A 21764-nucleotide genomic window follows, 5' to 3' on the forward strand; every position below is an offset into this window, starting at 1 on the left:
AATACGTCTTCGATTGGCAGCAGGAATGGCTTGTCAATCGCACGCTCTGGTTCTGGGATGTAAGAATCCAGGAAGCCAGCCAGTTCGATGATTTTCGCTTCCCACTCTGCGTCGCCTTCCAGCGCTTTCAGAGCAGAACCACGAACGATTGGAGTATCGTCGCCCGGGAAATCATACTGAGACAGCAGTTCACGAACTTCCATCTCTACCAGTTCCAGCAGCTCTTCGTCATCAACCATGTCGCATTTGTTCAGGAACACGATGATGAAAGGAACGCCTACCTGACGACCCAGCAGGATGTGCTCACGAGTCTGAGGCATTGGGCCGTCAGTCGCAGCAACAACCAGGATCGCGCCGTCCATCTGCGCAGCACCGGTGATCATGTTTTTAACATAGTCGGCGTGGCCTGGGCAGTCTACGTGTGCGTAGTGGCGAGTCGGGGTGTCATATTCAACGTGGGAAGTGTTGATGGTGATACCACGCGCTTTTTCTTCTGGCGCGTTATCGATCTGGTCGAATGCGCGAGCAGAACCACCGTAGGTTTTTGCCAGAACGGTAGTGATTGCAGCGGTCAGCGTTGTTTTACCATGGTCAACGTGGCCGATAGTACCGACGTTAACGTGCGGTTTTGTACGTTCAAACTTTTCTTTAGACATCGATTGTCCCTCTAAGACACGGATAAATCGGTGATATCACCACATCAACCAGGCGAAATGCCTGAATTGTTGAATACAGTAAAATTGAAACAGAGAGAAACGGGAAGGAGAAGTGAAGTGGTGCTGATACCCAGAGTCGAACTGGGGACCTCACCCTTACCAAGGGTGCGCTCTACCAACTGAGCCATATCAGCACGTATTGGAGCGGGCAGCGGGAATCGAACCCGCATCATCAGCTTGGAAGGCTGAGGTAATAGCCATTATACGATGCCCGCATCCTGAAACTCGGCTACCCAGTTCTTTCTGTAACAAAAAAAGAGATTTCTCTCTTTTTCAGTTTGAGCTGGCTAATTTTTCCAACCAGCTCCGGCGGCATTTACGCTGCCAGAAAGTGGTGGTGGGGGAAGGATTCGAACCTTCGAAGTCTGTGACGGCAGATTTACAGTCTGCTCCCTTTGGCCGCTCGGGAACCCCACCGGACTTGATGGTGCCGACTACCGGAATCGAACTGGTGACCTACTGATTACAAGTCAGTTGCTCTACCTACTGAGCTAAGTCGGCATCAAGTAGCGCGCATTCTATGGATACCTGCGCGGTCATGCAACTAAAAATTTGCATAAAACGTTCTTTCGCTCACATTTTATGCGAAGAGCGTGTCGGACGCTGTAAAAGTAGTCATTTGAGGTCAAATATTCAACATATCATCGTGATTTGCACCGTATTCACCGTAGCGTGACGGCTTCCGCGTAACGCAGCGCTTTCCATCTTTTTTCTTATTATTCCCGTCATCTGGTGTTAACCTCCTGCCCATTGTCCAAAATTAACTGTGTGATGAGCCATGATCCGACAGTGTGATACTGGCTCACTGAAGCATGCTTATGAGCAAAAAAGAGCAAACGTTAATGACGCCTTATCTTCACTTTAACCGCAGCCAGTGGGCTGCCCTGCGTGATTCCGTCCCTATGACGCTGACGGAAGGTGAAATCGCACGGTTAAAAGGGATAAACGAAGATCTGTCCCTGGAAGAAGTGGCAGAAATTTATCTCCCCCTCTCTCGCTTGCTTAACTTCTATATCAGCTCGAACCTGCGTCGTCAGGCCGTGCTGGAGCAGTTTCTCGGGACGAACGGTCAACGTATTCCTTATATCATTAGTATCGCAGGCAGCGTGGCCGTGGGTAAAAGTACCACCGCGCGCGTCCTGCAGGCGCTGTTGAGCCGCTGGCCGGAACACCGCAGCGTGGAGCTGATTACCACCGACGGCTTCCTGCACCCGAACGAGGTGTTAAAAGAACGCGGGCTGATGAAGAAGAAGGGCTTCCCGCTCTCTTACGATATGCACCGGCTGGTGAAATTTGTCTCTGACCTGAAATCCGGCGTGCCGCACGTGACTGCACCAGTCTATTCGCACCTGATCTACGATCGCATCCCGGGTGGGGATAAAACCGTGGTCCAGCCGGACATCCTGATTCTGGAAGGTCTGAACGTGCTGCAAAGCGGGATGGACTATCCTCACGACCCGCATCACGTATTCGTCTCGGATTTCGTCGATTTCTCTATTTATGTCGATGCGCCGGAAGACCTGCTGCAAAACTGGTACATCAACCGCTTCCTGAAGTTCCGCGAAGGGGCGTTTACCGACCCGGATTCCTATTTCCACCACTATGCTCAGCTTTCTGAAGAAGAAGCGATCGGCGTGGCCACGGGGCTGTGGAATGAGATCAACTACGTGAACCTCAAAGAGAACATCCTGCCGACGCGCGAGCGTGCGAGCCTGATCCTCACCAAGAGCGAGAAGCACGCCGTCGACCAGATTCGCCTGCGGAAATAATCAAGCAGACATAAAAAAAACCGGCTTAACGCCGGTTTTTTTCGTTATGCCTGTGGCTTCTCGCCATTTTCATCCTGATCGACCGCGAAGCAGGCAACCAGCTGGCCGCCATAATCCTTCAGCTGCGGCTGGAGCTGGGTGCACGGACCGAAGCGGCGACTGCAGCGGGCATTGAATGCACATCCCGGAGGCGGATTCAGTGGGCTTGGCAGTTCACCCGTCAGCTTAATACGCTCACGACGATCGTCCGGGTTCAGACGCGGCGTCGCAGACAGCAGCGCCTGAGTATACGGGTGACGAGGGTTATTAAAGATCTGGTCTTTAGTCCCCTTCTCCACGCAGCGCCCCAGGTACATCACCATCACTTCATCGGCAATATGCTCTACCACCGACAGGTCGTGGGAGATGAACACGTAAGACAGCCCCAGCTCCTGCTGGAGATCCATCATCAGGTTCAGCACCTGCGCACGCACGGATACGTCGAGCGCGGAGACCGGCTCATCGGCAATCACCACGTCCGGATCGAGCATCAGCCCGCGGGCGATCGCAATACGCTGACGCTGGCCGCCGGAGAACATGTGCGGATAGCGATCGTAATGCTCGGTTTTGAGGCCGACCTTCGCCATCATCGCCAGCGCCTTTTCACGGCGCTGCTCTTTACTCAAATTACTGTTGATCAGCAGCGGCTCTTCCAGAATCTGCCCGACTTTTTTACGCGGGTTCAAAGAACCATACGGGTTCTGGAACACAATCTGGATTTTCTGGCGGCGCAGCTTCTGCGCCTGCGGATCGTGCTTGAGCAGATCCTGCCCCTGATAGTAGAGCTCCCCGCCGGTCGGCACTTCAATCATCGTCAGCAGACGGCCCAGCGTGGATTTGCCGCAGCCTGACTCCCCCACCACCGCCAGCGTTTTACCGCGTTCGAGGTTAAAAGAGACGCCGTCCAGCGCTTTCACCAGGCGTTCAGGGGCAAACAGCCCCTTATTCACCGGGTAGTATTTTTTCAGGTCGATGGCCTGCAACAGCGGTTGTTGCGTGGTGGCCTGTTGCGTACTCATAGTGTTGGCCTCCCGGCATCATCGAGTGGGTAGTGGCATTTCGACTGACGGCCGTCAGCAAGCTGGTTCAGCTCAGGCTCTTCTGCCCGGCATTTGTCCGTTGCATACGGACAGCGCGGATTGAGCAGACAGCCCTGCGGACGGTCATATTTACCCGGTACCACACCCGGCAGCGACGCCAGACGCGCTTTGTCCTGGGCAAACTCCGGCAGCGCGCGTAAAAGCGCCTGGGTATACGGGTGACGCGGCGCGCGGAAGATATCGTGAGAATTTCCGGTCTCAACCACCTGGCCCGCATACATCACGATGATTTTGTGCGCCGCTTCGGCCACCAGCGCCAGATCGTGCGTAATCAGCACCAGCGCCATATTCTCTTTCTGCTGCAGCTCCAGCAGGAGTTCGATGATTTGTGCCTGAATGGTCACATCCAGCGCCGTCGTCGGTTCATCCGCAATCAGCAGCTTTGGCCGACAGGCTATCGCCATCGCGATCATCACGCGCTGGCTCATCCCACCGGAGAGCTGATGCGGGTAAACGTCCAGGCGCGATGCCGGGTCAGGAATACCTACCTGGTTCAGCAGATCGATCGCGCGCTGGCGACGGGTTTTCTTATTCCCACCCTGATGCACCTTAATCGCTTCCATAATCTGGAAACCAACGGTGTAGCAGGGGTTAAGGCTGGTCATCGGTTCCTGGAAAATCATCGCCACTTCGGCGCCCACCAGCTGGCGGCGCTGTTTTTCAGAAATGCGCTTCAGATCCTGACCGTTGAACTGTAGGTTTTCCGCCATCACGCGGCCCGGGTAATCAATCAGCCCCATGATCGCCAGTGAACTCACCGACTTACCGGAACCGGATTCCCCGACAATGCCTACCACTTCGCCCTGATTTACGCTGTAGCTGATGCGGTCCACGGCGCGAAACGGGGTGCCTTCGTCGCCGAAGTGCACCGATAATTTATCTACATTTAATAACGCCATCTCGTGCCTCTTACTGCTTCAGTTTGGGATCAAGCGCATCACGCAGGCCATCACCCATCAGGTTAAATGCCAGCACCGTCAGCAGGATTGCCAGACCCGGGAAGGTGACAACCCACCAGGCGCTTTGTGCGAACTGCAACACGTCGGAGAGCATCGTGCCCCACTCCGGTGTTGGCGGCTGCGCACCCATGCCCAGGAAGCCAAGAGCGGCCATATCAAGAATGGCGTTAGAGAAACCGAGCGACGCCTGAACAATCAGCGGCGCAAGGCAGTTTGGGAAGATATTCACGAACATCTGGCGCATCGCACCGGCACCCGCCACGCGAGAGGCGGTGACGTAATCGCGGTTCACTTCCACCAGCACCGCCGCACGGGTTAAACGCACGTAGTGAGGGAGCGCCACGAAGGTCAACGCCAGCGCGGCATTGCCTATCGACGGGCCGAAGATCGCCACCAGCACCAGCGCCAGCAGCAGGCTTGGCAGCGCCAGCATGATGTCAACGATACGCATGATGATATTATCAACGATACCGCCGAAGTAACCGGCAATCAGACCCAGCACGATCCCCATAATCAGGGATAACACCACCACCAGGCAGCCGACCAGCAGCGACAGGCGCGCGCCGTACATCAGACGCGACAGCACGTCGCGGCCCACGTCATCGGTACCCAGCAGGTGCGCCAGGCTGCCGCCGTCCTGCCACGCAGGCGGCGCGAGCAGCGCATCGCGGAACTGGTCCGCCGGGTTATACGGTGCGAGGAAATTCGCAAACACCGCAATCAGGATCATGATTACGACATACACCAGCCCTACCACCGCGCCTTTATTGCGCTTGAAGTAGTGCCAGAATTCCTGCAGCGGCGTCATAGGAACCGGTGCAGCGACCACTTTATTTTGAGTGACTTGTGACATGATGGTCCCTTACTTCTTATGACGAATACGCGGGTTCACCACGCCGTACAGCAAATCGACCAGCAGGTTGACGAGGATAATCATCGTCGCGACCAGCAGTACACCGCCCTGCACAACCGGATAGTCACGGCGTTGCAGCGCGTCAATCAGCCAGCGTCCAAGGCCCGGCCAGGAGAAGATGGTTTCGGTCAGGATCGCCCCCGCCAGCAACGTCCCAACCTGGAGACCGATAACGGTCACCACCGGCAGCATGGCATTACGCAGCGCATGAACGATGATGACGCGCATACGCGTCAGGCCCTTTGCGCGCGCGGTGCGGATATAATCCTCACCCAGCACTTCCAGCATCGATGAACGGGTCATTCGCACGATCACCGCCAGAGGAATGGTGCCCAGCACCATGGCAGGCAGGATCATGTGCGCCACGGCATCAATGAAGTTGCCCTCTTCGCCCCAGATAGCCGTATCAATCAGCATAAAGCCGGTGAGCGGGTTGGAGTCATCCAGGAAGACCATATCGCTGACGCGCCCGGAGACCGGCGTCAGGTTAAGCTGCACCGATACCAGCATGATCAGCATCATGCCCCACCAGAAGATAGGCATGGAGTAGCCGGTCAGCGCCAGGCCCACGGCGGTATGGTCAAAAATAGAGCCACGCTTGACGGCAGCCAGTACCCCGACAGGAATACCCACCGCAGTGGCGAAAATCATGGCGCAGATGCCAAGCTCCAGCGTCGCTTTAAAACGCGGCACGAACTCGTCCCACACCGGAAGGCGGCTTTTCAGCGAAATCCCTAAATCACCGTGCAACACGCCCCAGATATAGTGGAGGTACTGCTGCCACATCGGCTTATCGAGACCGAGTTCCGCCAGCAGCTGTGCATGGCGCTCAGGGGAAATACCACGCTCGCCCGCCATAATCATTACCGGGTCGCCGGGGATCATATGGACGAAGGCAAAAGTGAGAAGGGTGATACCGATAAACGTGGGGATGACAAGTCCCAGACGTCGGAGGATGAACTGCAACATAACCCGGATTCTCTCTGATGACGCACGACCAGTGGCGTGACGTCTGTATTGCTCACAAATGTAAATTCCCTCTCCCAGCGGGAGAGAGTTAGGGTGAGGGGATGCATGCACGCCCCTCACCCCTGCCCTCTCCAGAGGGAGAGGGAGAACACCCTACTTATTATTCAACCGATACGTTTTCGAAGTGGTGTTTGCCCAGTGGATCTACCACGTAGCCTTTCACTTCTTTACGCACTGGCTCGTACACGGTGGAGTGAGCAACAATCAGCGCCGGAGCCTGATCGTGCATAACAACCTGAGCCTGCTTGTACAGTTCAATACGTTTGTTGTGATCGTCGGTCGCACGCGCCGGCTGGATCAGGTCTTCAAACGGCTTGTAGCACCAGCGAGAGTAGTTAGAACCGTCTTTCGCCGCCGCGCAGCTGAACAGGGTGGCGAAGAAGTTGTCCGGATCCCCGTTATCACCGGTCCAGCCCATCATTACCGCCTGGTGCTCACCCGCTTTGGCGCGCTTCAGGTACTCGCCCCACTCGTAGGTCACAATCTTGGCCTGAACGCCAACCTTAGCCCAGTCAGCCTGAACCATTTCCGCCATACGGCGTGCGTTCGGGTTGTAAGGACGCTGTACCGGCATCGCCCACAGCTCAACGGTAAAGCCTTTATCCTGGCCAGCTTCTTTCAGCAGCGCTTTCGCTTTCTCAGGATCGTAGGTGTAGTCTTTAACGTCGTCGTTATAACCCCACATGGTTGGTGGGATCAGGTTTTTGGCAGCAACGCCAGCGCCCTGGTAAACCGCCTTGATGATCGCTTCTTTGTTCACCGCGTAGGTCAGCGCCTGACGCACTTTCACGTCATCAAACGGTTTCTTCTCGGTGTTAAAGGAGAGATAGCCCACGTTCAGGCCGGCCTGCTCCAGCAGGTTGATGTTCTTGTCCTGCTTCATACGGGCGATATCAGCCGGGTTCGGGTACGGCATCACCTGGCATTCGTTTTTCTGCAGTTTTGCGTAACGCACGGAAGCATCAGGCGTGATGGAGAAGACCAGACGGTCGATCTGCGGCTTGGTGCCCCAATAGCCTTCGAACGCTTTATACAGAATGCGGGAGTCTTTCTGGTACTGCAGCAGCTGGAATGGACCGGTACCGATTGGATTCAGGTCAACTTTCTCCGGCGTACCGGCTTTCAGCATGTTGTCCGCGTACTCTTTGGACAGAATTGAGGCGAAGTCCATGGCCAGGTCAGCCAGGAATGGCGCTTCCGGACGCGTCAGCACGAACTGAACCGTTTTATCGTCCACTTTTTTCACTTCAGCAATCAGGTCAGGCAGACCCATCCCTTCGAAGTATTCATAGCTGCCGCCAGACACTTTATGGTACGGGTTCTGAGCGTTTTTCTGACGGTCGAAAGAGAACACAACGTCGTCGGCGTTAAAGTCGCGCGTTGGTTTGAAATCTTTGCTGTCCTGCCACTTCACGCCCTGGCGCAGGTGGAAGGTATAGGTTTTGCCGTCTTCGCTGACGTCCCACTTCTCGGCCAGACCCGGAATTACTTCCGTGGTACCGGTTTTGAATTCAACCAGACGGTTATAGATCGGTACAGAGCTTGCGTCGTAAGTCGTACCAGAGGTAAAGAGCTGTGGGTTAAAGCCTTCCGGCGAGCCTTCAGAACAGTAAACCAGGGTTTTTGCCTGTACGCTTGCTGCCACGGTCATAGCCACCAGGCTCAGACCAAGCTTCAGCATCCCTGACTTCTTCAAGGAAATACTCATTATTCTGCTCCAATGTGATGTTTTGCTTTGTTGTGTTACGCCGCCAGACCTTTATTTATTTTTTACCCGGTCCGGTCGGTGATGCCCGAAGGCTTTAAAGGGATGGAGAATCCTTTCAGAAGAGCGTTTGAGTTGCAGCGCAGATCGTCCCTGAAATGCCCCTCATGCCCTACAATCTGTCAACAGAATGTGAAAACGTCAATACAGGTGACGGGGATTTACGCTGAGTGTGAGAAACCGCAAACAAAGATTAAAAAAACTATGCATGCCAGTTTTCAGCAGGGAAATTTATGCTACTCGCTATCTTGCAGCACAAGTCTCTTCATATTTCGCAACAATCAGTGATTAACTTTTATTCAGAATGGGTAAATTTTCTTGCAGAATGGTGATTATCTGAGCACTAAATACCGCGAACGTTAAAACGCACAGCGAAAAATGCTGAGGTTATCCATAAGCAACGCGAAAAAAGATCAATCTATATATAAAAAAATACAATGGATTATGTCACAAAATCGTTAACAGGCAGGGAGAAGCAGGCCTAAGGGGCGTTTTGGATACTCTGACGGGATAAGATCATAATGCAAAAAGGGCTAACCTTGCGGTTAGCCCTTTTCAGAATGTGGTCGGCGAGAGAGGATTCGAACCTCCGACCCACTGGTCCCAAACCAGTTGCGCTACCAAGCTGCGCTACTCGCCGAATGCGGAGCGCATCTTACTGCTGAGGTGCGCCCCCGTCAATCCCTTATTTTCAAAAAGCCATTCAACTGGCGATATTCTCGCCAGGGCAGCTACTGCGCGGCTTTTACGCTGTTATCAGGGAGTTTACACCAGTTGTTGTTTTCGTTAATCCCACCGTTCGGTGAGGTATAGCCGAGACAACCCATAATGGTGTCGTACAGCTCAACGTGACGACGCGGCACCTTCATCTCCGCCTCTTTCTTCAGCTGAGCAAACATCTTCGCCTTCTCCGGGTTTTCCAGGTACTTATCCGACATCCACATGATCATCGGCACGCGGAACTGTTCAGGCGGTGCCAGCTTGCGCGGCGTACCGTGCAGATGCTCTTTCTCGTTGATGGATTCACCGTGGTCTGCCGCATAAATCACAATCGCTTTCTTATCGCGCAGCTGGTCGATCACCCGGCTCAGGAAGGTATCCACATACAGCACCGAGTTATCATAGGCATTGATCAGCTCCTGCTTGCTGCAGTCTTTATTAATGCCCACGCACTCAGGCTGCCACTTCGCGAAATCACGCGTGTAGCGCTGGTAATAGCTGTAATGCGATCCTTTGGTATGCAGAATGACAAGATGCTTGCCCTGCGGATGATTCTTGAGGGATTGCGACATCTCTTCCAGCAGCAGCATGTCGTCGACGTTTTTACCGCGGTTACGCGGTTCGGCGCCAATCTGCTCACGGTACGCGATGTTATCTGCCAGGGTATTGGTGTAGAACCACATCTCACTTTGCATGGCGAACAGGTCTGAGCTAAATCCAAGCTGCTTTAGCACGGCAAAGACGTTTTGCTCTTTCAGCGTGCGCTGCGGGTTATCGCTTGCACCGCCTTCGCGAACAAACATACAGCGCAGCGAAAGCTTGGTCGCGGTATCGCAGGAGTAACCCCGGTAAGCCACCAGGTTCTTCTCCTGCGCCAGCTTTGGCGTGGTATCCCGGTTATAGCCGAGAATGCCCATATGATCCCAGCGCGTCGTTTCGCCAATGACAAAAACGACGTACGTATCATCAAGCCCGTCGGCTGGCGGCTGGTAGGTGAATTTTTTCAGTGGATTGATCAGCGACTTAACATCACCGGATTCATCCGCCTGCGCCCAGGCATACAGACCTAACGCTGACAGCCAGTTAGATGGCAAATACGAGTTTGCCACCACGCCGCCATAGCTTGGCATATCCACGCCCGTCGCTTTTTCAACGCGTTTTTGCTGCGTTTCCATCAGGCGGATAGGCGCCCATACCAGCAGACCGGCCAGCAGGACGACGACGATATTGCGGATCCGCTGTCCACGCGTGCGCAGCTGGCGTAACAGCGTATAGCGGCACGTATTGTTCCAGATAAAGAACAGCGGGATCAGGCAGGTTAAAACCGTCCAGACGATGAAGCCTTTCCCTACCACCTCTTTCGAGAGATCGATATCCGTGGTCATCACCGAGGCAACGATACCGTACCCAATGACCACGTTCATAAAGGTCATGTAATAGCTTGCGGCGGCGGAAATAATCACCACCAGCGAGGCCAAAATTTGCCAGGTACGTCGGCCAAAAAGGGACAGCAGGCGTAAGAGGAAGAATGTAGCGAGGACGGAGCCGAATACTTCTATTGCGGCAAATATACCATTACTTAGGGTAAGGTTTTCAACATACCCTTCCACTCTTCTGAACAGTACCGCGCCATTCAGAAATAATCCGATATAGACAGCCAGCATCAGACACAATCTTTGCTGGGTAAGAGACCTAATGTATTTCATGCAAACAACCCTGGGGGAAGGGGTATAAAGACCCGTCGAATCTCAAAGAGAAAGCGGACAGAGTAAGTAAATGCGTAAGGAAGCGTTATGAGAAACGTCTACAAGCGCGGTAAGTAGACCACAGCGGGAGAGAAAAGTGGCAGCAGAGAGTGTGATCGGTGTAAATTTTTACAAAATATCGAGACGGGAAGCGTCTCGCATAAAGAAAAAAGAGGCCACGGAGGCCTCTTTCATACAGCTTACGCGTGCGCTTCTTTGAATACTTCGCGCTGCGGCTGGCGAATCGTGGTCGAGAGCGCCAGCGAGATAATCAGCAGGGCAAATATGACGCAGAAGGTCACGTAGAAGCCGCCGAACAGGGAGGCAATCAGCGAGCCGCAGATACTGCCAATCCCGAAGCCCAGATAGATAACGCCGTAGTTTTTCGCCAGATTGTTCAGGCCAAAGAACTCGCTCACCAGTGACGGGAAGACGGTAATAGTGCCACCGAAGTTAAAGGCCACGCAGGCAATCGCCGCGAAGAAGGTGGCTTCATTCAGCGGAGCGAACAGCAGCGCCGCCATACCGACCAGCGAAACCACCTGCCCAATCGTAATCACACGGATGCGGGCAATTTTGTCAGACAGAATACCGAGCACCAGACGACCGGAGAGGTTGGCAATGGAGATGACCGTCACCGCATTCGCCGCCGTAGCCGCATCCAGCTTCACCATCCCCTGCGCGATATCCTTCGCCACGCCGATGACATACAGACCGCTCATGCAGGCCGTCAGGAACATCACCGCCAGCATCCAGTACTGCGGCTTACGCATGGACTGCGCGAGGGTGAAGTCGTTCTCCACCACGCCGTTAACGGATTTCACTTCCTGCTGCGGCGCATCTTTCATCAGCGTGGCGCCGAACAAAATCATCACCAGCACGATTGCGCCCCAGATCATAAAGGTTTTTTCGAGGCCAACGGACGCCAGCAGGTGGGCGTCGATAAATTTGAACCCGAGGCTGCCCAGGCCATAAGAGCCGATGGCGAACGCGGAGATTAAGCCTTTACGTTCCGGGAACCACTTCACGCAGTTCGACAGAGTCAGCAGGTAACCTGCGCCATCGGCCAGACCCACCAGCACGCCGGCGCTCAGCCACAGCATCATCAGGTTGCTGGAATGCGCCGTCAGGAAAAAGCCCAACCCCAGCAGAATGCCGGACGCCATGGTCACACGCTTCACGCCAAAACGCTCCTGCAGCTTGCCCGCGACGGAAGACGAAATCGCCAGACCCAGGCTCAGCAGACCAAAGGAGAACGCAACCTGGCTGACCGGCGCGCCGAGTTTGTCGGAAAGCGCGCTGTTAAACAGGCTCCAGGTATAGACCGACCCCAGCGCAAACTGGGTGACGATGGTGCCAAAGAGCGTAAGCCAGCGCGTGCGGTTATAGGTTGATGTGTTCATGGCAGTTGTCCTGCAAGAGAAATTAAGGAAGTTCGCTGAGGACAACGATAAACAAAACCTTAAAACGCCTGGGGTAAAACGGCATGAAATGCAGGCGGAACGGAATGAAATGCCTGGAATCGGGAATGAATGGCCTGGCCCGGGAATAAAGCGACAGCATGTTAGTATCTGCTATCGCTGTAAAGCCCGTGGTTATTGTATTCGAGATGTTATCGTAACGTTTAAAAAAGTAACAACTCTAGAATTTCGCGCTAACGCCGAGAGTGTATAAAAACTCCTCACCGGTGGTGGTGTGCTCCCCCTGAGCCAGCGACGCATAGGCCGCCATGTACGTGTTAAAGGGAATATCCGTTCCCACGGTGACATCCATCCAGCTACCGCTTTGGGCAGGGGCTGGCGTTTGCGGCATTCCAAACTGCGATTTCCACTGGTTTTCACCAAACTGCTGGTTATAGCTAATCTGCGCCCATGGACGAAGATCGCCGTACTGGGTATTCACGCGCCATCCAAGCGTGCTGACGCTGGCATGCCAGAGCGGGTCGGTGATTGCCTGCGTCGACGCGCTATCACCAAACTCGTTGATCATCATGGGCGCCGTGCCGTCGTATCGCCACGCCACCACCGGGCCGGTGGTGATACGTGCTGAAACGGGAAAATTCCAGCCCACGCTCATTGCCCCCTCCGTCGTTCTGCCAGACGGTATATTCAGGGCAAGTCCCGGTGCGTTCTGCGAAGACTGAATACGCTCAGCCAGAATATCCTCATAACGCGGTTGGTGATCCGCATCCCATGTATAGCGTTCCGCCGTATTATTTTGGGCATCTGAAACGATATATTCCTGTTGCCAGGCAGACGCTGTATTACAAAAAAACAGGCAGGCTGAAATTCCCACCAGGCCAGAAGCAGCATGGCGACCACTGATTTTTTTTATCATCATCAACGCGACCCCAGAGAGAGCCGAATTCGGCGATATTTGTCGTTATTCAGGAAGAACTTATAGACCTTGTATTAACTATTGTCTTTATAGTAAACACGTCAAGCCAGTCAGAATGAAAATTTTGCGAAATCAGTAGTAATAAGGGAGATGACGGATGGAACGTTGCGGTTGGGTAAGCCAGGATCAGCTTTATATCGACTATCACGATCGGGAATGGGGCGTGCCGGAAACGGATGGCAAAAAACTCTTTGAGATGATCTGCCTGGAGGGCCAGCAGGCGGGGCTGTCGTGGATTACGGTACTGAAGAAACGCGAAAACTACCGCAACGCCTTCCACCAGTTCGATCCTGTTGCCGTCGCCGCCATGACCGATGAGGACGTGGAACGACTGGTGCAGGACGCGGGCATCATCCGCCATCGCGGTAAGATCCAGGCCATCATCGGTAACGCACGCGCTTATCTGGCAATGGAACAAAACGGTGAATCGTTCTCAGAGTTTGTCTGGACGTTTGTGAACAACGATCCGCAGGTCACCCAGGCCGCCACGCTTGCGGAAATCCCGGCCTCCACCCCGGCCTCGGATGCACTCTCGAAAGCCCTGAAAAAACGCGGCTTTAAGTTTGTCGGTTCCACCATCTGCTACGCCTTTATGCAGGCCTGTGGCCTGGTCAACGACCATGTTACCGGCTGCTTCTGTCATCCGGGAGGCCATCATGATCCGCAAATGGCAAAGTGAGAATACCGCGCCGCTTCTGAGCCTGTGGCTTGAAAGCACCACGGAAGCGCATCCGTTTATCGAGCCGGGTTACTGGAAAGAGAACGAGGCCATGGTGCGGGACGTTTACCTTCCGTCGGCGGAAACCTGGGTCTGGGAAGAGGATGGCGAACCTTGCGGATTTATCAGCGTGATGCAGTCTCAGTTTGTCGGCGCGCTGTTTGTCGCACCGTCATGCATAGGGAAAGGCATCGGGCGCGCGCTGCTGAACCATGTTCAACAGCGCTTCCCGCATTTAACGCTGGAGGTATATCAGAAAAATGTGCGGGCGGTGAATTTCTACCATGCTCAGGGCTTTCGCATTGAAGACAGCGCCTGGCAGGATGATACCCAGCACCCGACATGGATCATGAGCTGGCAGGCGGATCAAACGCCGTTAAGGTAAGCTCGGGTCCCTGATATTTCTCTACCCAGGCCAGCGCCGTGTTCCCTGCGCAGCCATTCCCCAGTTTCGAGCTGGGGAGATCTTTGGTCAGCACGTTAACCGCCCCGTTTTTACAGATCCCTCCCTCGTCGGGCTCAAGGTCGGGCCATGCGCCCTGATGAATGCAGATCACGCCCGGTTTAATCCCGTCGCTCACCACTGCCCCTGCCAGCACCTGCCCGCGCGAGTTCCAGACGCGCACCACGTCGCCGTCCGCGATCCCGCGGGCTTTCGCATCAAGGGTATTCAGCGTGATCGGCTCTCGCCCGGCGACCGCATACTGCTCGCGCAGGGAGGTATAGTTAAGCTGGCTGTGCAGACGGTGAGCGGGATGCGCAGACAACACCTGCAGCTGTTCCGGCTGGGCGTTGCCGTGCCACTCGTCCGGCTCGAGCCACATAGGGTGTGGCGGGCAGTCGGCATAGCCAAAGCTGGCGATACGCTCGCTATAGATCACGATCTTTCCACTCTCGGTTTTCAGCGGGTGGCTCTCCGGGTCGCGGCGGAAATCGGCAAAACGGACAAACTTCGCGTTCTGTTCGCTCTCCGGCATCTCGACGAGCTGGTTCGCCTCCCAGAATTCAGCAAATGGCGGAAGCGTCACGCCCTGCGCCGCGCCACGCTGTCCGGCAATCTGGTAGAAGCTCTCCAGCCATTGCAGATCGCTTTTCCCCTCGGTAAAACGCTCGCGACCGCCCGCTTCCCACAGCTCGCTCAGTTCAGCAAACACGTCAAAATCATCACGCGCCTCATCGCGCGGGGCCACAACGCGCTTCATCGGGACCATATGCTGGTTGCTGTAGTCGCCGGTCATGGTGAGATCGTTACGCTCAAACGAGGTGGTCGCCGGCAGCACGATATCTGCATGCTTAGCCGAACCGGTCCAGAAGCACTCGGAAATCACCACCAGCTCCGGCTTTTGCCAGGCGCGTATCAGGCGGTTGGTATCCTGATGGTGCGTGAAGTTCGATCCTCCCGCCCACCAGACAAATTTAATGTCCGGGAAGTGGCGGTCCAGACCGTTGTGCTGATAAAAACCGCCCGGGTTTTCCAGGGCTTCAACAATACGCGCCACCGGGATTTTATCCACGGCATCCACGCCGCCCTGCACCGAGCCTTGCAGTGACGCCAGCACCGCCGCTTTACGAGTTGGGTTACCGCCGTTCGCAAAGTGATAGGAGAGACCAAAACCCCCGCCCGGCGTGCCTATCTGCCCAAGCATTGCGGCAAGGGTGACCAGCATCCAGTGTTTTTGCTCGCCAAACTGCTGACGCTGCATTCCCCAGCCGGACATTAACATGGTGGTATTTTTATGGAACAACGCCGCCAGTTCGCGGATTTTCACTGCAGGAACGCCGCAAATATTTGCCGCCCACTCTGCCGTTTTCACCACCCCATCGGATTGGCCCGTCAGGTAGTCGGCGAATTTATCGAAACCGGTGGTACAGCGCGTCAGGAATTCGACGTCGTGCCAGCCGTTTTCTACCAGCGAATGGGCAATCCCCAGCATCATCGCCACGTCGGTGCCCATATGCGGGGCAATCCACTCGGCGCTGTCGCCAAAGAAATCCATGGTTTCAGAACGCATCGGGTCAATGCAGATGATGCGCTTGCCGCTTTTGCGCAGCGCGTCGAAATACCCGATGCCCTGCTCGTCGCTGGCGTTCCAGGCAATTTTCAGCGTGTTGAGGGGGTTAGCGCTCCAGAGCACCACCACGTCGGTATGTGCCAGCACCAGCGGCCAGCTGGTCTGCTGCTGGTACACTTCGCTCCCCCCCACGACGTACGGCATGATCGCCTGCGCCGCGCCGGTGGAGTAATCCCCCAGATGGCCGGTATAGCCTCCCGCCAGGCTCATGTAACGCTGCAGCAGCGTCGAGGCCTTGTGCAGCACGCCGTTAGAACGCCAGCCGTACGACCCGGCGAAAATGGACGACGGACCGTAGCTGTCGCGAATGCGCTTGTGCTGGGCGTGGATCAGCGCCAGCGCGTCATCCCAGCTCACGCGAACAAACTCATCCTGACCGCGAATCCCCTGTGGCTTATCCGGCGAGGCCAGAAAACCTTTACGCACCATCGGCCAGCGCACGCGCGTTTTGCTATGCACCTGATCGCGAACGACGGTCTGTAACGAGTTGGAATGTTGGGTTGGCAGTGCCCCGCGGGACGACAGAACATTTTCGCCATCGGTTTCGACCAGCATCGGCCCCCAGTGGGCGGCGGTCAGAATGGTTTTCGTTGAGGTGCTCAAGCGTGCGCTCCTGGTTGCGTGCAGGTTACGGCCTTCTTGTTGAGGCAGTTTATGGTTTGTCACAAATTTCAGAGTTATACCCGGAATTTTCTCCGTATCTGGACGTCATAATCAACTGCCACGCTCGCCGTGGCAAAGAATAAAAAGGATTAAGGAAAGAAGATGAAAAAACGCGTACTCGTTATTGCCGCTCTGGTGAGCGGTGCACTGGCTGTTTCTGGCTGCACAACTAACCCTTACACCGGTGAGCGTGAAGCGGGTAAATCCGGCATTGGCGCGGGTATCGGCTCGCTGGTCGGCGCAGGCGTTGGGGCGCTCTCCTCCTCGAAGAAAGACCGCGGCAAAGGCGCTCTGATTGGCGCAGCGGCGGGCGCGGCGCTGGGCGGCGGCGTTGGTTATTACATGGACGTGCAGGAAGCGAAGCTGCGCGACAAAATGAAGGGAACCGGCGTGAGCGTGACGCGCAGCGGCGATAACATCATCCTGAACATGCCGAACAACGTGACCTTCGACAGCAGCAGCGCAACGCTGAAACCAGCAGGTGCGAATACGCTCACCGGCGTGGCGATGGTGCTGAAAGAGTACAACAAGACTGCCGTGAACGTGATGGGCTATACCGATAGCACCGGCAGCCAGGATCTGAACATGCGTCTGTCCCAGCAGCGCGCCGACGCCGTGGCCAGCTCGCTCATCACTCAGGGCGTTGAAGCAAACCGCATCCGCACCAGCGGCATGGGCCCTGCCAACCCTATCGCCAGCAACAGCACGGCGGAAGGCAAAGCGCAGAACCGCCGCGTTGAGATTACGTTAAGCCCAATTCAGTAGGTAAAAGCAAAACGGCAACGCTCGTTGCCGTTTTTAGTGGTTGCCCCCTCTCCCGTGGGAGAGGGCTGGGGTGAGGGCACCAGACCGCAACCTCCGGTAAGCGCAGCGCCACCGGGCAAATTACTTGATTCGTCTGATTTTCCCGCTAAGGTATTCTCACTAAATTCAGGGAAATCAGCGATGAGCAAACCAGCCCGGGCCACCATCAGCGACGTGGCGAAAGCCGCCAAAACCGGTAAAACCAGTATTTCGCGCTACCTTAACGGTGAAAAACACCTGCTGTCCGATGCGTTGCTGGCGCGAATTGAACAGGCCATTGCCGATCTCGACTACCGTCCCAGCCTCATGGCGCGCGGGCTAAAACGCGGTCGCACCCGTCTTATCGGACTTATCATCGCCGATATCACTAATCCCTACTCCGTTAACGTGCTCAGCGGTATCGAAGCCGCCTGTCGCGAGAAGGGGTTCACGCCACTGGTCTGTAATACCAATAATGAAGTCGACCAGGAGCTGCACTATCTCGACCTGCTGCGCAGCTATCAGGTGGAAGGGATTGTGGTCAACGCGGTAGGCATGCGTGAAGAGGGGTTAAACCGCCTGCAGCAGTCCTCTCTGCCTATGGTCCTCATCGACCGTAAAATCCCTGAATTTGCCTGCGATGTCGTCGGGCTGGATAACACCCAGGCCGCCACGACCGCTACCGAACATCTCATTGAACAGGGCTTCGAGGCTATTCTGTTTCTGAGTGAACCGCTGGGGATGGTCAATACCCGTCGCGAGCGCCTGAGTGCATTTCGCGCCACGCTGGAGCGATATCCCGGCGTGATCGCCGAAAATGCCGAAACGCCGCTTCACGAAGCTGACCAGCTCGATAACACCCTGCGCCAGTTCCACACGCGCCATCGCGGCATGCGCAAAGCCGTTATCTCCGCCAACGGGGCGCTGACGCTTCAGGTCGCCCGCTCGCTCAAGCGCATTGGCCTGCACTGGGGCAGCGATATCGGTCTGCTGGGGTTTGATGAACTGGAGTGGGCGGAGCTGGCAGGCGTCGGCATTACGACCCTCAAACAGCCCACCTGGCAGATTGGCTATGCTGCTGTTGAACAAGTGGTTCGTCGCATTGAAGGCACCAGCGATGCCGTTCGCGAGCAGGTCTTCTCCGGCGAGCTGATCGTTCGCGGCTCCACGGCGCGTTAATTTTCCCTTGTGATACCGATCATAAATTCGACATCCTGACCTTTTCTTTGGAACCGGTTCCATCTAGCGTAGTAGTATTGATATGTTGCGATGGAGTCCGAAGATGGGCAGGAAAATTATGGTGGTCACCGCCGCGTACGGTGCGGAACAGGTGCGACAGGCGGGCGGCCAGCGGGCAATGCTTCCCGTTATTGCAGGCGCGGGGGCAGACGGCGTGGAGATCCGCCGGGAACTGTTCAACAGCGAAGAGCTACTGGCACTGCCTGCGCTGGGTGAATCCATTGAGCTGCTGGGCCTGCTGGCGTGCTACTCCGCACCCGCCGCCCTGTTTATGCCCGACGGCAACCTCAACCCGGACCTGCCCCGCTATCTTTCTGAAGCCAACACCCTGAACGCACTGTGGCTGAAGGTTTCCCTGGGCCATTTCCGCGACGCGCAGCCTCTTGACGACTTGCGTAGCCTGCTTAATGCAAGCGGTATGGCGCTGGTCGTGGAGAACGATCAGACCGACTGCGGGCAGCTCGCCCCCATGCAGCGCTTCCAGGTCGCCTGTCGGGAAATGGCTTTACCCGTCACGCTAACCTTCGACATGGGCAACTGGTTATGGGTCGGTGATTCCCCCGAAGAGGCCGCGCGTCATCTGGCCCCTGCGGTGAGCTATATCCACGTGAAGGCCGCCGTGCCGCACAAAGATAACTTCCGCGCCGTGGCGCCGGATCGCGCCGATGCGCGCTGGCTGGATCTGCTCGGCCAGCTGCCTGCCGATGCCCCGCGCGGTATCGAGTTCCCGCTGGAAGGGACGGATTTAACCGCCGTTACCCGCCATTACGTCAACCTGCTGCGCGAGGAGTAAACCATGCACAAGACGCTGGATGTCATCACGATCGGCGAAGCCATGGCGATGTTTGTCGCCACTGAAACGGGCGAACTGAGCGCGGTGGAGCACTTTATCAAGCGCGTGGCAGGCGCAGAGCTGAACGTCGCAACTGGCCTGGCGCGTCTCGGCCTTAACGTCGGCTGGGTCAGCCGCGTGGGGGACGACAGCTTTGGCCATTTCGTTCTCGACTCGCTGAAAAAAGAGGGAATTGATGCCGCAGGCGTCACCCTCGATGGACGCTTCCCTACCGGCTTTCAGCTTAAATCTAAGGTCGAAAATGGAACCGATCCCATCGTGGAATATTTCCGTAAGGGATCGGCCGCAAGCCACCTTTCAGTAGCGGATTACCACGCCGACTATTTCGCCTCCGCGCGCCATCTGCACCTGAGCGGCGTGGCGGCTGCGCTGTCTGCCAGCTCGTATGAGCTGCTGGATCACGCGGCAGCCACGCTGAAAGCCAGGGGAAAAACGATCTCTTTCGATCCAAACCTGCGCCCGGTGCTGTGGAAAAGCGAAGCGGAAATGGTCGAGAAGCTCAACCGCCTGGCGTTCAGAGCGGACTGGGTTCTGCCGGGCCTGAAAGAAGGGATGATCCTGACCGGCGAAAGCACGCCGGAAGGCATTGCCGATTTCTACCTGAATAAAGGGGTAAAAGCGGTGGTGCTGAAGACCGGCGCCGATGGCGCATGGTTTAAGACGGCCGACGGCCAACAGGGCGCGGTCGCGGCGGTGAAGGTTGAGAACGTTGTCGACACCGTCGGCGCGGGCGACGGTTTTGCCGTGGGCGTGATTAGCGCCCTGCTGGAAGGCAAAACGCTGCCGCAGGCCGTGGCGCGGGGCAACAAGATTGGCTCGCTGGCCATTCAGGTGCAGGGCGACAGCGAAGGATTACCAACGCGAGCAGAGCTCGGCATTTAAATTCCCTCTCCCTGTGGGAGAGGGCCTGGGTGAGGGCAGCAAGCCACACCAAATAATTAAGCCACCGTGTACCCTACAGACAACGGCGGTAACAACCTCAACAACAGAGGCAAGCCTATGAACAGTTCGACCAATGCAGTAAAACGCTGGTGGTACATCATGCCAATCGTGTTTATCACGTACAGCCTGGCGTACCTTGACCGTGCCAACTTCAGCTTCGCGTCCGCGGCGGGGATCACAGAGGACCTTGGCATCACCAAAGGTATCTCCTCCCTGCTGGGTGCCCTCTTCTTCCTGGGCTACTTCTTCTTCCAGATCCCGGGCGCGATTTATGCAGAACGCCGCAGCGTGCGTAAGCTGATCTTCGTCTGTCTGATCCTGTGGGGCGCCTGCGCATCACTGACCGGCGTGGTGAACAATATTCCTGCCCTGGCCGCCATTCGCTTTATCCTCGGCGTCGTTGAGGCGGCGGTCATGCCGGCGATGCTGATCTACATCAGCAACTGGTTTACCAAATCCGAACGCTCGCGCGCGAATACCTTCCTTATCCTCGGTAACCCGGTAACGGTACTGTGGATGTCAGTGGTGTCCGGCTACCTGATCCAGTCCTTCGGCTGGCGCGAAATGTTTATCATTGAAGGGGTGCCGGCGATTATCTGGGCCTTCTGCTGGTGGGTGCTGGTGAAAGATAAACCAGCCCAGGCGAAATGGCTTTCTGAAGATGAGAAAGCGGCGCTGCAGGCGCAGCTGGATAAAGAACAGCAAGGTCTGAAGGCGGTACGCAACTACGGTGAAGCCTTCCGCTCGCGCAACGTGATCCTGCTCTGCGCGCAGTATTTTACCTGGAGCATTGGCGTATACGGTTTTGTGCTGTGGCTGCCGTCGATTATCCGCAGCGGCGGCGAGAACCTCGGCATGGTAGAAGTGGGCTGGCTCTCTTCCGTAACGTATCTGGCCGCGACCATCGCCATGATCGTCGTCTCCTGGGCGTCGGACAAGCTGCAGAACCGAAAATTGTTTGTCTGGCCGCTGCTGCTGATCGCTGCTTTTGCCTTTATCGGCTCGTGGGCCGTGGGTGCAAATCACTTCTGGGCCTCTTATACCCTGCTGGTGGTCGCCGGTGCCGCCATGTATGCCCCGTATGGTCCATTCTTTGCCATCATCCCGGAAATGCTGCCGCGTAACGTCGCGGGTGGCGCGATGGCGCTGATTAACAGCATGGGTGCGCTGGGGTCGTTCTGCGGCTCATGGTTCGTCGGCTACCTGAACGGTGCCACCGGCAGCCCGTCCGCATCGTACATCTTTATGGGGGTGGCGCTTTTCGCCTCCGTGTGGCTTACTCTGATTGTTAAGCCTGCTAATAATCAACAACACCCTGTCGGCGCACGCCACGCCTGAATCC

18 protein-coding genes and 5 tRNA genes are annotated in these 21764 nt (G+C 56.0%); 8 read left to right on the forward strand and 15 right to left on the reverse strand.

Annotated elements, in window-relative coordinates:
- The 5 genes from ACOTZC_RS14780 to ACOTZC_RS14800 form a co-directional block, all read right to left on the reverse strand.
- On the reverse strand, window positions 1-656 hold a 656-nt coding region (locus ACOTZC_RS14780; RefSeq protein ID WP_228864667.1), incomplete at its 3' end, for a GTP-binding protein.
- Between the two features lie 118 nt (window positions 657-774).
- Window positions 775-850 (reverse strand) — tRNA-Thr (locus ACOTZC_RS14785).
- A gap of 6 nt (window positions 851-856) precedes the next feature.
- Window positions 857-931, reverse strand: a tRNA-Gly gene (locus ACOTZC_RS14790).
- A 117-nt stretch (window positions 932-1048) separates the two neighbouring features.
- Window positions 1049-1133: transfer RNA gene (locus ACOTZC_RS14795), tRNA-Tyr, on the reverse strand.
- An 8-nt stretch (window positions 1134-1141) separates the two neighbouring features.
- A tRNA-Thr gene (locus tag ACOTZC_RS14800) sits at window positions 1142-1217 on the reverse strand.
- A gap of 317 nt (window positions 1218-1534) precedes the next feature.
- On the opposite strand from ACOTZC_RS14800, the gene coaA reads away from it, so the two are divergent.
- Window positions 1535-2485 (forward strand): type I pantothenate kinase, encoded by a 951-nt coding sequence (gene coaA / locus ACOTZC_RS14805; RefSeq protein WP_032668002.1) that lies wholly within the window; start codon window positions 1535-1537, stop codon window positions 2483-2485.
- A 44-nt stretch (window positions 2486-2529) separates the two neighbouring features.
- Here the strand turns inward: coaA and dppF are convergent, their stop codons facing one another.
- From dppF to ACOTZC_RS14850, 9 genes are all read right to left on the reverse strand, one after another.
- Window positions 2530-3543 (reverse strand): dipeptide ABC transporter ATP-binding subunit DppF, encoded by a 1014-nt coding sequence (dppF, locus tag ACOTZC_RS14810; protein ID WP_126303867.1) that lies wholly within the window; start codon window positions 3541-3543, stop codon window positions 2530-2532.
- Window positions 3540-4523, reverse strand: a complete 984-nt coding sequence (gene dppD / locus ACOTZC_RS14815) for a dipeptide ABC transporter ATP-binding protein (protein WP_421635845.1) — start codon at window positions 4521-4523, stop codon at window positions 3540-3542. The genes dppF and dppD overlap by 4 nt, the downstream gene beginning before the upstream one ends.
- Window positions 4524-4533: 10 nt before the next feature.
- Complete coding sequence (gene dppC, locus ACOTZC_RS14820) at window positions 4534-5436, reverse strand: dipeptide ABC transporter permease DppC (RefSeq protein WP_045400214.1); 903 nt, start codon at window positions 5434-5436, stop codon at window positions 4534-4536.
- Between the two features lie 9 nt (window positions 5437-5445).
- Window positions 5446-6465, reverse strand: a complete 1020-nt coding sequence (gene dppB, locus ACOTZC_RS14825) for a dipeptide ABC transporter permease DppB (RefSeq protein WP_023309962.1) — start codon at window positions 6463-6465, stop codon at window positions 5446-5448.
- A 160-nt stretch (window positions 6466-6625) separates the two neighbouring features.
- A complete protein-coding gene (gene dppA / locus ACOTZC_RS14830) occupies window positions 6626-8233 on the reverse strand; it encodes a dipeptide ABC transporter periplasmic-binding protein DppA (protein WP_023309961.1) in 1608 nt (535 codons plus the stop codon).
- 620 nt (window positions 8234-8853) lie between these two features.
- Window positions 8854-8930 (reverse strand) — tRNA-Pro (locus ACOTZC_RS14835).
- A 91-nt stretch (window positions 8931-9021) separates the two neighbouring features.
- Window positions 9022-10716, reverse strand: coding sequence for a kdo(2)-lipid A phosphoethanolamine 7''-transferase (gene eptB, locus ACOTZC_RS14840; protein WP_126303869.1), 1695 nt, complete (start codon window positions 10714-10716; stop codon window positions 9022-9024).
- A 239-nt stretch (window positions 10717-10955) separates the two neighbouring features.
- Complete coding sequence (locus tag ACOTZC_RS14845; RefSeq protein ID WP_023309959.1) at window positions 10956-12158, reverse strand: L-lactate MFS transporter; 1203 nt, start codon at window positions 12156-12158, stop codon at window positions 10956-10958.
- Window positions 12159-12396: 238 nt separating this feature from the next.
- Window positions 12397-13095, reverse strand: a complete 699-nt coding sequence (locus ACOTZC_RS14850) for an autotransporter domain-containing protein (protein WP_045400217.1) — start codon at window positions 13093-13095, stop codon at window positions 12397-12399.
- 154 nt (window positions 13096-13249) lie between these two features.
- Between ACOTZC_RS14850 and tag the strand changes: the two genes are divergently transcribed.
- Window positions 13250-13831 carry a DNA-3-methyladenine glycosylase I gene (gene tag / locus ACOTZC_RS14855; protein ID WP_023309957.1) on the forward strand — a complete coding sequence of 194 codons (582 nt, stop codon included), beginning with the start codon at window positions 13250-13252 and terminating at the stop codon, window positions 13829-13831.
- Window positions 13809-14255: an N-acetyltransferase gene (locus ACOTZC_RS14860; RefSeq protein ID WP_023309956.1), complete on the forward strand. Its 447-nt coding sequence runs from the start codon at window positions 13809-13811 to the stop codon at window positions 14253-14255. Before tag ends, ACOTZC_RS14860 begins: the two co-directional genes overlap by 23 nt.
- On the opposite strand, the gene ACOTZC_RS14865 is transcribed toward ACOTZC_RS14860, so the two are convergent.
- Window positions 14218-16497: a molybdopterin guanine dinucleotide-containing S/N-oxide reductase gene (locus tag ACOTZC_RS14865; RefSeq protein ID WP_421635871.1), complete on the reverse strand. Its 2280-nt coding sequence runs from the start codon at window positions 16495-16497 to the stop codon at window positions 14218-14220. The genes ACOTZC_RS14860 and ACOTZC_RS14865 overlap by 38 nt on opposite strands.
- A 210-nt stretch (window positions 16498-16707) precedes the next feature.
- Between ACOTZC_RS14865 and ACOTZC_RS14870 the strand changes: the two genes are divergently transcribed.
- From ACOTZC_RS14870 to ACOTZC_RS14890, 5 genes are all read left to right on the forward strand, one after another.
- On the forward strand, window positions 16708-17370 hold the full coding sequence (locus ACOTZC_RS14870) for an OmpA family lipoprotein (RefSeq protein ID WP_024909080.1): 663 nt from the start codon (window positions 16708-16710) through the stop codon (window positions 17368-17370).
- Window positions 17371-17550: 180 nt separating this feature from the next.
- Entirely contained in the window at window positions 17551-18567 is a 1017-nt protein-coding gene (locus ACOTZC_RS14875; RefSeq protein ID WP_039261180.1) for a LacI family DNA-binding transcriptional regulator, read from the forward strand.
- Between the two features lie 103 nt (window positions 18568-18670).
- Window positions 18671-19420, forward strand: a complete 750-nt coding sequence (locus tag ACOTZC_RS14880) for a sugar phosphate isomerase/epimerase family protein (protein ID WP_163354469.1) — start codon at window positions 18671-18673, stop codon at window positions 19418-19420.
- A gap of 3 nt (window positions 19421-19423) precedes the next feature.
- A complete protein-coding gene (locus ACOTZC_RS14885) occupies window positions 19424-20362 on the forward strand; it encodes a sugar kinase (RefSeq protein WP_163354472.1) in 939 nt (312 codons plus the stop codon).
- Between the two features lie 117 nt (window positions 20363-20479).
- On the forward strand, window positions 20480-21760 hold the full coding sequence (locus tag ACOTZC_RS14890; RefSeq protein WP_421635846.1) for an MFS transporter: 1281 nt from the start codon (window positions 20480-20482) through the stop codon (window positions 21758-21760).
- Window positions 21761-21764 lie beyond the last annotated feature (4 nt).

The sequence above is a fragment of the Enterobacter cloacae complex sp. SHL009 genome (assembly GCF_049237205.1).
GTDB classification, from domain to species: Bacteria; Pseudomonadota; Gammaproteobacteria; order Enterobacterales; family Enterobacteriaceae; genus Enterobacter; species Enterobacter cloacae_M.

Bases quoted from the DNA above. Each gene is read 5' to 3' on its own strand.
- coaA (WP_032668002.1), top strand. From the start codon at position 1,535: ATGAGCAAAAAAGAGCAAACGTTAATGACGCCTTATCTTCACTTTAAC.
- dppF (WP_126303867.1), bottom strand. From the start codon at position 3,543: ATGAGTACGCAACAGGCCACCACGCAACAACCGCTGTTGCAGGCCATC.
- dppD (WP_421635845.1), bottom strand. From the start codon at position 4,523: ATGGCGTTATTAAATGTAGATAAATTATCGGTGCACTTCGGCGACGAA.
- dppC (WP_045400214.1), bottom strand. From the start codon at position 5,436: ATGTCACAAGTCACTCAAAATAAAGTGGTCGCTGCACCGGTTCCTATG.
- dppB (WP_023309962.1), bottom strand. From the start codon at position 6,465: ATGTTGCAGTTCATCCTCCGACGTCTGGGACTTGTCATCCCCACGTTT.
- dppA (WP_023309961.1), bottom strand. From the start codon at position 8,233: ATGAGTATTTCCTTGAAGAAGTCAGGGATGCTGAAGCTTGGTCTGAGC.
- eptB (WP_126303869.1), bottom strand. From the start codon at position 10,716: ATGAAATACATTAGGTCTCTTACCCAGCAAAGATTGTGTCTGATGCTG.
- ACOTZC_RS14845 (WP_023309959.1), bottom strand. From the start codon at position 12,158: ATGAACACATCAACCTATAACCGCACGCGCTGGCTTACGCTCTTTGGC.
- ACOTZC_RS14850 (WP_045400217.1), bottom strand. From the start codon at position 13,095: ATGATGATAAAAAAAATCAGTGGTCGCCATGCTGCTTCTGGCCTGGTG.
- tag (WP_023309957.1), top strand. From the start codon at position 13,250: ATGGAACGTTGCGGTTGGGTAAGCCAGGATCAGCTTTATATCGACTAT.
- ACOTZC_RS14860 (WP_023309956.1), top strand. From the start codon at position 13,809: ATGATCCGCAAATGGCAAAGTGAGAATACCGCGCCGCTTCTGAGCCTG.
- ACOTZC_RS14865 (WP_421635871.1), bottom strand. From the start codon at position 16,497: ATGCTGGTCGAAACCGATGGCGAAAATGTTCTGTCGTCCCGCGGGGCA.
- ACOTZC_RS14870 (WP_024909080.1), top strand. From the start codon at position 16,708: ATGAAAAAACGCGTACTCGTTATTGCCGCTCTGGTGAGCGGTGCACTG.
- ACOTZC_RS14875 (WP_039261180.1), top strand. From the start codon at position 17,551: ATGAGCAAACCAGCCCGGGCCACCATCAGCGACGTGGCGAAAGCCGCC.
- ACOTZC_RS14880 (WP_163354469.1), top strand. From the start codon at position 18,671: ATGGGCAGGAAAATTATGGTGGTCACCGCCGCGTACGGTGCGGAACAG.
- ACOTZC_RS14885 (WP_163354472.1), top strand. From the start codon at position 19,424: ATGCACAAGACGCTGGATGTCATCACGATCGGCGAAGCCATGGCGATG.
- ACOTZC_RS14890 (WP_421635846.1), top strand. From the start codon at position 20,480: ATGAACAGTTCGACCAATGCAGTAAAACGCTGGTGGTACATCATGCCA.